This is a genomic window from Clostridium vitabionis (genome assembly GCF_015351765.1).
GTDB lineage: Bacteria > Bacillota > Clostridia > Lachnospirales > Lachnospiraceae > Clostridium_R > Clostridium_R vitabionis.
In genome coordinates, this window is record NZ_JADKQA010000013.1 from 1 (window position 1) to 7,741 (window position 7,741).

12 protein-coding genes are annotated in these 7,741 nt (G+C 42.5%); 1 reads left to right on the forward strand and 11 read right to left on the reverse strand.

What is annotated here, in order from left to right; translation table 11 throughout:
• Positions 1-58: 58 nt before the first annotated feature.
• The 5 genes from ISF27_RS12825 to ISF27_RS12845 all read right to left on the reverse strand — a co-directional run bounded on the left by ISF27_RS12825 (position 59) and on the right by ISF27_RS12845 (position 3,526).
• Positions 59-289 carry an AAA family ATPase gene (locus tag ISF27_RS12825; RefSeq protein WP_456236845.1) on the reverse strand — a complete coding sequence of 77 codons (231 nt, stop codon included), beginning with the start codon at positions 287-289 and terminating at the stop codon, positions 59-61.
• A gap of 214 nt (positions 290-503) precedes the next feature.
• Positions 504-1,964, reverse strand: a complete 1,461-nt coding sequence (locus ISF27_RS12830) for an Lsa family ABC-F type ribosomal protection protein (protein WP_194611878.1) — start codon at positions 1,962-1,964, stop codon at positions 504-506.
• A 746-nt stretch (positions 1,965-2,710) separates the two neighbouring features.
• On the reverse strand, positions 2,711-3,007 hold the full coding sequence (locus ISF27_RS12835; RefSeq protein WP_173877598.1) for a DUF3847 domain-containing protein: 297 nt from the start codon (positions 3,005-3,007) through the stop codon (positions 2,711-2,713).
• Entirely contained in the window at positions 3,000-3,341 is a 342-nt protein-coding gene (locus ISF27_RS12840; RefSeq protein ID WP_173877597.1) for a DeoR family transcriptional regulator, read from the reverse strand. Before ISF27_RS12840 ends, ISF27_RS12835 begins: the two co-directional genes overlap by 8 nt.
• Positions 3,338-3,526, reverse strand: a complete 189-nt coding sequence (locus tag ISF27_RS12845) for a hypothetical protein (protein WP_005930722.1) — start codon at positions 3,524-3,526, stop codon at positions 3,338-3,340. The genes ISF27_RS12840 and ISF27_RS12845 overlap by 4 nt, the downstream gene beginning before the upstream one ends.
• Positions 3,527-3,999: 473 nt before the next feature.
• On the opposite strand from ISF27_RS12845, the gene ISF27_RS12850 reads away from it, so the two are divergent.
• Positions 4,000-4,806, forward strand: coding sequence for a helix-turn-helix transcriptional regulator (locus tag ISF27_RS12850; protein ID WP_173877596.1), 807 nt, complete (start codon positions 4,000-4,002; stop codon positions 4,804-4,806).
• Positions 4,807-4,868: 62 nt separating this feature from the next.
• Here the strand turns inward: ISF27_RS12850 and ISF27_RS12855 are convergent, their stop codons facing one another.
• The 6 genes from ISF27_RS12855 to ISF27_RS12880 all read right to left on the reverse strand — a co-directional run.
• Positions 4,869-5,381, reverse strand: coding sequence for an AAA family ATPase (locus tag ISF27_RS12855; protein WP_173877595.1), 513 nt, complete (start codon positions 5,379-5,381; stop codon positions 4,869-4,871).
• Between the two features lie 44 nt (positions 5,382-5,425).
• Positions 5,426-5,884, reverse strand: coding sequence for a peptide deformylase (def, locus tag ISF27_RS12860; RefSeq protein ID WP_173877594.1), 459 nt, complete (start codon positions 5,882-5,884; stop codon positions 5,426-5,428).
• Positions 5,859-6,122, reverse strand: a complete 264-nt coding sequence (locus ISF27_RS12865; protein WP_173877593.1) for a helix-turn-helix transcriptional regulator — start codon at positions 6,120-6,122, stop codon at positions 5,859-5,861. Before ISF27_RS12865 ends, def begins: the two co-directional genes overlap by 26 nt.
• 150 nt (positions 6,123-6,272) lie before the next feature.
• On the reverse strand, positions 6,273-6,650 hold the full coding sequence (locus ISF27_RS12870) for a TnpV protein (RefSeq protein WP_173877592.1): 378 nt from the start codon (positions 6,648-6,650) through the stop codon (positions 6,273-6,275).
• On the reverse strand, positions 6,610-6,972 hold the full coding sequence (locus ISF27_RS12875; protein ID WP_003533405.1) for a helix-turn-helix domain-containing protein: 363 nt from the start codon (positions 6,970-6,972) through the stop codon (positions 6,610-6,612). The genes ISF27_RS12870 and ISF27_RS12875 overlap by 41 nt, the downstream gene beginning before the upstream one ends.
• 258 nt (positions 6,973-7,230) lie before the next feature.
• Positions 7,231-7,741: HNH endonuclease (locus tag ISF27_RS12880; protein WP_194611879.1), on the reverse strand; the 511-nt coding region annotated here is incomplete at its 5' end.

Here is a 7,741-nt window from a genome sequence, read left to right on the forward strand (position 1 = left end):
CGAAAGAGTTGGAGCGAAATACTCCAACTCTCAATTTTGGAGCGTTTTGCTCCAACTGTTAACATAGGGTACGCGGAAATACTTCTCGCTTACCAATGACAATCAAATTTTGCTCATTTGATTCTGGCAAATGCGGTGGTATTGCCCCTTTACTCAAATAATGATAAAAGTCATCTGTGTGCATATGCACAGACTTTTCCAAATCTGATTCTTTTGCAACAGCAGATGCCGTTGTAGTTTTTCCTGTCCCCGGCGCACCTGTGATTACAATAATTCTACCTTGATTCATCTATATTTTACCTCCACAAATTACGATTTTCTTAATTCTACAAACTGGAATTTGAGTCTCTGTAAAGCTGGAATTAACCCATACAATTATTTTAATTTAGAGGTTCTTACGCAATTATCCGTATTTTGTAATTTTTCAATACTGGAATGCCAGTGTAAATCAGCATTCTCCATTTTTATTAAAGCGAAAAACGTAAAATTGCGGAAGAACCAATTTAGATATTCACAATTTTACTTGCCACAGTATCTCGAAAAACACTGTCATGTTCTACCAGGAGCATGGTCGGGGCAAACTCCGTTATGAGTTGTTCAATCTGCATACGTGAGTACACATCAATAAAGTTGAGCGGTTCATCCCATACATACAAGTGTGCCTTTTCACAAAGGCTTTTCGCAATTAGGACTTTCTTCTTTTGCCCGCCAGAAAAGTCTTTAATATCCTTTTCAAACTGTACACGCTCAAAGTCCATTTTCCTAAGAATTGCCTTGAACAAACTTTCATCAAGGTTGTTTTCTTCTGCAAACTCGGAAAGGGTTCCACATAAATACGATGTATCCTGTGGCACATAAGAAATTACAAGCCCAGAGCCAAGTGTTACTGTACCCGTATAATCTATGGACTGCCCGACTACCAACTTTAACAGGCTACTTTTGCCACTGCCGTTCTTTCCATCAAGCACAATGCGTTCTCCCTGTCTTATTTCAAACGAAACGGGTTCACAAACTGAAATGCCATCATAATAAACTACTACATTCGATAATGATGCAAGCAAATCTGTATGGTAATTAAGCGGTTGTATCTTGAGGGCTTCTGCGGTTTCCATATTTTTCAGCAATGCTGATTTTTGTTCGATTGTATGTTGTTGTCTCGCTTCTATAGATTTTGAACGCTTCATCATTTTGGCGGCTTTATGACCGACATAACCTTTATCTGCTGCCCCAATTTTGGAAGCTTCTACACGTTCAGACCATACTGCAGCGCGTTTTGCCGACTGCTGTAATCGTCTGATGTCCTTTTGCAAACGTTCGTTCTGAGCCAGTTCAAATTCTTGCTGTCGCTCAAAATTTGACATCCATGATGAAAAGTTTCCTCTTTGCACTTCGATATTCGCTCGGTTAATCGATAGAATATAGTCAACACAATCGTCAAGAAAGCGACGATCGTGAGAAACTAAGATGAATCCCTTTTTCTTTTTCAGATATGCCGCCACACTTTTTCTCGCTTTGGCATCCAAATGGTTGGTAGGTTCATCAATCAGTAGGAAATGCCCTTCATTAAGAAAAAGAGCGGCAATCAAAACCTTTGTCTGCTCTCCGTTGGAAAGTGTTTCAAAAGGTCGCCAAAGCACATCGACATCAACATCAAGATAAGAAAGTTCTCGCATAAGTTCCCATTCTTCCGCAAGTGGGCAAATCTCCTGCAATATATCCTCTGTAATACGATTCTTATCTGAAACGGGATAAGGAAAATAATCAAACTGTACGGATGATAGGATTTTTCCACTATACTCATATTTCCCAAGCAGAAGATTCAGAAAGGTTGTTTTACCTCGTCCGTTTCTGCCCACAAAACCAAGCTTCCAATCGGTATCAACCTGGAAACTGACATTTTCAAAAACATTATCATAACTTGTCGGATATGAAAACGTAAGGTTTTCAATTTTAATCATTGACATAAATATTATCCTCCTTTGCATGTCATACGATACAAAGTCGGTTCGGTGAATGTTTACTACGTATAGATTTCACCAAAAGGAACCGACACTATACGGAGTGAATCATGTGTAACTATCTGTTCTGCACTATTCATAAAGCACCTCCAAAACAAAATAAGAGCCACAAGAAAGTTTATCCTTGCAGCTCGTCATAGCATAAAATAACACCACTAAGCAAAAGTGGCAACAGCACTATATTGAGTAAGATAGACATATAACTTTCTTGCAATAGACACAATAATGCCAAAGTATAGCACTACCGCATATTTTGATTTTATTTGCAAGAAAAGTTAATCATCTTCCCACCTCTTTCTAAATTTCAAAATATTATACCATAAATCGCAGGCAAATACAAGTGGTTATAAAAATTTAACAAATCGCTTATAATACAATCATATAACTTTACGCATTCCTTACTGACCGTAAAATTCCGATTTATTGCTGACTTTATTATACTTTATTGCCTATCGAAAAGATAGCATATTTTATGAAACTTGTCGGCTGGGAACAGCTTGCAACGCAAGGTGTCCCCAGATGACAAGTCCACAAAAGGGTAGCTGGCGGTAGCCAGCGCAGGGGAAGCGTAGCGTCCCCTGTATGATTTGGAGCAGACCATGACTGCGAAAAATCACAGCCCTCCGGCAAGGAGCCTTCAGAGAACGCAATGCACCAACCTTTGGGTGGTGTATAATTGCGCCCTTAGTAAACTAAGGGGTTTCCGGCTTCTCCCGTTCCAGCAGTTTTTTCAATAGTTCCTGCATGTCCTGTCTGTGAAAAATGAGTTTCAACAACAGCATGACATCATCATCTGTCAGACGTTCCGGTTCTTGCAGAAAACTTTCCAGCATACCGCCACGGGTACAGAGCCGGTGCGTCCGTTCCTTTCGGGTAAGCTGTTTCAACTGGTGCTGCAATGCCTTTTCATCATTGATGGCTTTCCGCAGTTTCTTTTCGCTTTTTTCCAACTCCCGATTGAGTTTTTCCAGCTTTGAGGTATCAGGCAAGGGCAGCGTCCTCCTTTCCCGGTATCAGAACATAAATCCTGTTTGGTTCTCCAACGCCCTGACGCACCCGCATGATAAGTCCGGCGGTTTCCAGTTCATTCAAAGAACGCTTGACCGTCATGGGGCTGCGGGACAGGACTGCGGCAATGGCTGTGACAGGGAAGCACACAAACAGGATTCCGTTCTCGTCCTCCTGTCCTTTGGACAGCATATCGTCCAGCATCCGGCAGTACATGACCTTTGCGGTGCTGCTGACTGGAAATCCTGTCAACGCTATGGGAAAGGGCATACAGGGCGGCAATGGTGTGTCTATCGTCATAAATTCAAAATTCATTCGGTGTGTTCCTCCTTTTTCTTTGCTCGTTTGGATAAATAACGGGGGCAGTCAATCACAACCGCCCGGAAGCTCTGCCTGCACCCATGCTGGCATTTCCTGCATAATTCGTTGTAAGTGACACGCCCCCGGTCATTGAGGTAAAAGGAAAGCTCATGCTTCCTCTTTTTGCTCATTCTCGGCATATTGCGCTTCCTCCCGTTTTTGTGTATGGTTTCGGGGCGATTTTCGGAAAAATTACAGCCATAGAGCCGCCTAAAATCTCCCGAAGTATCAGCGATAGGGTAGACTATCCCCCTATCAAATTGTCGTATTTCGGTGTCAGTTCGCCAGTTCTCCCCGGTGTCGTTCCTCCCCTGAATCTCACAGCGGCGTATCGCTCCCTTTGGTACGCTCGTTTCGGTCAGGGTTCCTCCATATCCCTGCCAAAAGTCATGGCACTACATCGCCGGGGAAGCATATCCCACACAGGCTGGTCATTCGATTGGAATAATCCATCGATGAACTACCTGTATCATAGAACATTTTTGTGCCCTGTGCCGTATGTCCACAAAGTAGGAATTAGGGGTAAAAATCAGAAATTTCCACGATTGCGGAATTGATATGGTATAATCAATTCAACGGTTATAAATGTCGTTAGAAAGGGGGAACTGCTTCAATGAACGGAGCTACTACAATACAGGAACGGCTAAAAGATTTACGATTAAACAAAGGATTAAAACTGGAAGAACTGGCTGAGCAAACGGGTATTTCAAAATCGGCTCTTGGCAGTTATGAAAAAGATGACTATAAGGAAATCAATCATGGCAACCTTATCCTGCTGGCAGATTTTTATGGGGTGTCCCTCGATTATCTCTTTTGCCGGACAGAGAACCGGGCGGAGATCAACACGCCATTAAGTGAGCTGCATTTGAGTGATGAGATGGTAGCACTTCTGAAAAGCGGTCGGATTAACAACCGTCTGCTCTGCGAACTTGCCACCCATAAGGACTTTATCAAGTTTCTTGCGGACATTGAGATTTATGTGGATGGGATTGCCACCATGCAGATTCAGAACCTCAACGCCCTTGTCGATACCGTCCGGCATGAAATCATTGAACGGTATCGCCCCGGCGAAGACGACCCCCATTTGAAAGTGTTGCAAGCCGCCCATATCAGTGATGATGAATATTTCAGCCATATGGTTCTGGATGACCTCAACCTTATTATCCGGGATATTCGGGAAGCCCACAAAAAGGACAGTGAGAGTGCGCCCCAGATCACCGTTGCCGATGAACTGAAAGAAAATCTGGAAGCTGTCGAAAATTTCAAAGGCAGTCGGGATGAAAAGCTGGTTGTTCTTTACTGCAAGCAGCTTGGTATCAACTATAAAAATCTGTCAGACGAAGAATTTCGCTGGCTCATTCGGATTCTCAAAAAATCAAAGAAAATGGGAACGCCTATCAGCCAGAGGAAAAAACGGTAAAGAAAAACCGCTGTTGCATGGTTTGTTAGCTTCCATGTAGCAGCGGTTTGTGCTGGGATTATTCAGTTGAAATTTGAATATTGCATAATATCCTCTTTCTGCAAAATTACTTTTTCTCCTTCGCCGCATGGCTCCTGAAATGCGTGATAATGATGTTCCAATAGTTCATCTGTTATCACAAACGGTGAATTGGCATTTAAGACCTGATTCCTTTTATATAGTCTTTTTTGCAAAAGCTCCTTACTGGCTTTCATATAGACAAGCTCCGTTTCAGCGCCTGCTTTTTGAATCAGTTCTTTATAAACATTCCGATTTTCCTTACTCCAGAAACTAAAATCAATCACAACATCTTTTCCCTGCTGAATCAGGGATAGCAGCTTTTTTTGAAGCGCAGCTTCCACCTGCTCTGACAATTTTTCATATTGTTCTTCCGGATAATCAATTCCCTTTCTTCCATAAAGTTTCCACATTTCTTCGTCAATGGAAAGTCGGATATATCCTTCCTGTTCTTTTTTCTTGGCGTAAGTAGTCTTTCCAGAACCACATACGCCGCACATCATAATAACCTTGCTCATAAGACCCCTTTTTCTTTTTCCGAAACGGCATCTATCAATTTGCACTACAAAGCAGAAAGTTCTTCAATCGCTTTATCTAAAAAAATCATACCATCCAGATGTTCCAGCTCATGGCAGAAGCATTTTGCCATTTCATCTTCTCCGTCAACTATAATTTCCTCTCCATATTCATTGAGTGCCTGAATCGTGACCTTTTGCGGACGAATTGTTTTTACAAAACGGTTCGGGAAACTAAGGCATCCCTCAACACATTCCTGCACACCGCTTTGGCTTATTATTTGCGGATTTACAAGTTTTAATCGTGTGTCGTTAAAATCAATGACAACCAACCGTTTCAAAACGCCAACCTGATTTGCTGCCAGTGCAGCTCCATTTTCTGTTTCATGTAATGTATCAAGCATATCATCTAAGAGCTGCCTGATTTTATCATCAACTTTTAGGACAGCTTTACATTTTTTTCTCAATATAGGGTCGCTGTCATAGCGAAGAAATCTTGTTGCCACTTTTTACCTCCTGTCTGCTGCTGTCAGCTCTTGATTTTCTCAAACTTACATCAAATAAAAATACATCCTCAATGGCACACTCAAACACTTTAGAAATATCATATGCAAGCCAGATAGATGGTTCAAATTTTTCTGTTTCTATGGCATTTATCGCCTGCCTTGAAGCTCCAACCAGTTCTCCTAATTGCTCTTGCGTCAGCCCTCGCTGTTCCCGCAATTCTTTTATTCTGTTTTTCATAGTTCCTCCAAAAGTAAGGTTAATATTATAATAAAATTATATGTGTTTTCGCTTGTAATGTCAACCTTACATCTGTTTTCTGCTACACAAATATCTATAAATACAGGAAACGATACCATGTTTCAGATATCGTTTCCCTATATCATACCCTTATGAATAAATCATCTCATGCAAAACAATTTCTTCTGCCCGGTTGTGAATGTTATTGCAATGCTGCACCCATTCCATTTGACAGGTACGCTTTAATTCCTCGGTTACGCCCTCGGCAGTTTTCATCTGCTCCATGATGGTGTCTAACCGTTCCTGTGCCTGTTTGTTCAGGTCTGCAAGATATGTCCATAGCTCTCCGGTCAATATCAATGTGTTCAATCTGACTGGGTGGACTTCTCTTAAATATTCCCGGTGCATCCGTCCGTACTTTCCGATAGGGCGGTGTTCCTCCGGCAGCTTCAAATCTGGGATATAATAATCCCCAACAAGGATATAATCAATTCCGTTTTCCGTTATTCTTGGTTTCAATTCGCTCATGTTCCTTACCTCCTGTGGAAGCAGGCTCGTCTGGTACTAACTCAATCACATCGGTAATCTCACAATTCAGCGTTTCGCAGATACGGGCTAATGTATCCATGCTGATGTGCTTTCCCTCTTTGCTCATGTTGGCAATCATATTCGTTGTCATACCGGCGGCAAGCCTTAAATCCTCTTTCCTCATATCACGCTCTAACAGTGTGTGCCAGAGTGGTTTATAGCTGATGTGCATATTGTTTTCCTGCCTTTCTATCCATACCACCGGGGCGGCTGCCCCGGCAGGAACTTTTCTCTTATTATAGCACCAATCTTGTGTAATCACAATTTATTCTTGTAGACTGCCGCTGATACCGTCTGGATTGTGCTTTTCCTTTCTTTTTGTTCCCTTTAATTAGCCATGAACTGCTTCATGCCCTGGCTCTTCGCGCCCGATAGCGATAGGTAATCCCTTGAAATTATCTCAGGATTTTCCCCCGCTCCACACCGTGCGTGCGGCTTTCACCGCACACGGCGTTCCATCGAATTCAGTAGTTTTGGGACATGAAGCACACAACTTACACACCTCGTTACAGCATTTCATTCAAAGAATAATGGGCGGCATTTCTGCCAATGCACGAAGCTTGTTAAGCTTTACAAGTTGTTTTGGTTCAAGATTAAGGAATTTCAGGAGTCTCTCGACTGTTGGGTCTTGTGTTGCATGGATGATGGTATGCACATCCTTCTTAATCAAAATCAGGTTGGCATATTCATCGGTTCCACCTTTGCTGACCGGCAGCTTATGGTGACAGTGGATGTCATGAGGAGCCATTGTCTCCCCAGTGACAGCACATTTGCCGCACTGCGCCGCATACAGTGAAATCCTGTTATCCGCATACTCTATAGATCGACCACGGACAGGATTACGCATCACCCAAAGCATTGTTTCTGTGTCAATTTGAAGATTCTTATGAATCAACTCACGACCTTCCACCGTATACTTATTGACCGCCTTGCGTTTATGCTGGGCGTTCTTGGGCTGTGCAAATCCCACCGGAACCACAGGCCGCTTGTGAAGAAATCTCAGCTGTCTGCTTTCTCCATATTTCCGCTTG

Coding starts and splice junctions, on each gene's coding strand:
- ISF27_RS12865 (WP_173877593.1), bottom strand. CDS start 6,122: ATGAAAAACAGAATAAAAGAATTGCGGGAACAGCGAGGGCTGACGCAA.
- ISF27_RS12855 (WP_173877595.1), bottom strand. CDS start 5,381: ATGAGCAAGGTTATTATGATGTGCGGCGTATGTGGTTCTGGAAAGACT.
- ISF27_RS12845 (WP_005930722.1), bottom strand. CDS start 3,526: ATGCCGAGAATGAGCAAAAAGAGGAAGCATGAGCTTTCCTTTTACCTC.
- ISF27_RS12870 (WP_173877592.1), bottom strand. CDS start 6,650: ATGAGCGAATTGAAACCAAGAATAACGGAAAACGGAATTGATTATATC.
- ISF27_RS12850 (WP_173877596.1), top strand. CDS start 4,000: ATGAACGGAGCTACTACAATACAGGAACGGCTAAAAGATTTACGATTA.
- ISF27_RS12830 (WP_194611878.1), bottom strand. CDS start 1,964: ATGTCAATGATTAAAATTGAAAACCTTACGTTTTCATATCCGACAAGT.
- ISF27_RS12825 (WP_456236845.1), bottom strand. CDS start 289: ATGAATCAAGGTAGAATTATTGTAATCACAGGTGCGCCGGGGACAGGA.
- ISF27_RS12840 (WP_173877597.1), bottom strand. CDS start 3,341: ATGAATTTTGAATTTATGACGATAGACACACCATTGCCGCCCTGTATG.